The sequence below is a fragment of the Vibrio sp. SG41-7 genome (genome assembly GCF_014164465.1).
GTDB classification, from domain to species: domain Bacteria; phylum Pseudomonadota; class Gammaproteobacteria; order Enterobacterales; family Vibrionaceae; genus Vibrio; species Vibrio splendidus.
Genome location: NZ_JACJFF010000302.1, coordinates 1 through 1,028, shown reverse-complemented (window position 1 = coordinate 1,028; position 1,028 = coordinate 1). Strand labels below are relative to the sequence as shown.

General features: G+C 43.1%; 2 protein-coding genes. Both read left to right on the top strand.

Translation table 11 applies throughout. The features are described 5' to 3' along the window. The first annotated feature begins 31 nt into the window (after positions 1 to 31). Positions 32 to 541, top strand: coding sequence for a helix-turn-helix domain-containing protein (locus H5300_RS26800; protein ID WP_182797364.1), 510 nt, complete (start codon positions 32 to 34; stop codon positions 539 to 541). Next, positions 538 to 1,028 (top strand): IS3 family transposase (locus tag H5300_RS26795; RefSeq protein WP_310736201.1); only part of this gene is annotated, 491 nt, incomplete at its 3' end. The genes H5300_RS26800 and H5300_RS26795, both read left to right, overlap by 4 nt.

Sequence of the window (1,028 nt, the reverse complement as noted above, 5' to 3'; positions counted from 1 at the left end):
TAGTTGGACACCAATTATTGGGGGTCTTTTTATGTCCAAATATAGCCGAGAGCTAAAATGTATCATTGCTAAGCAATACTTAGATGGCACGTCATCTCTCTACTTAGCAAAACAATATTCAATTTCTTCAAGACAGATACGGTATTGGGCTCAAGTCTTTTCCATCCATGGTACTGATTCATTTTTACCAACTAAGCATGCCGCGACTGCTCAAACAAAACGAAAAGCATTGAATTTAATGTGGACGAATGAATGGTCTCTCACGCACACTAGCGCTGTATTAAACCTCTCATCCCCTGGAATACTCTCTGTCTGGCTCAAACGATTTAATGAGCTCGGTATCAAGGGGCTCGAAATGCGCCAGAAAGGAAGACCCTCAATGAAACAGCAACCTCAACGTACCACTAAGCCTGATAATGAAATGACGCTTGAGGAGCTAAAAGAGGAGTTGGTTTACTTACGAACCGAGAATGCCGTTCTAAAAAAGTTGGAAGAGTTGGAGCAGGAAAAAAACCGTCGAACAAAGAAAAAGCGGTCATAGCTCTAACTCTTAAAGGCAAGTACCCGTTAAAGCACTTACTGCATACTCTACAGCTGGCAAAAAGTGTCTTTTATTATCAGGCTCAAACGAGCAAGCGCCCAAATAGCTACGAACGTGAGCTGCGGTTGATAAGGTCAATTTATCATGAACATAAGGGGCGATACGGCTACCGCCGTATTCACTTGGAACTAAAGAATCAGGGGTTCGTGCTTAATCACAAAACGGTTCAAAGGCTTATGGCTCAGCTCAACCTTAAATCGACGGTCAGGATTAAAAAGTATCGTTCATACCGAGGAGAGTCAGGAAAAGCAGCTCCCAACGTTCTTGAAAGAGATTTTAGTGCGACTCAACCCGATGAAAAATGGGTAACTGATGTCACGGAGTTCAAAGTCAAAGAGCAGAAAGTATACTTGTCTCCCGTTGTCGACTTGTTTACTCAGGAAGTGGTTGCTTATAGAGTGGCCAAAAATGCCTGCTTGCCGCTCGT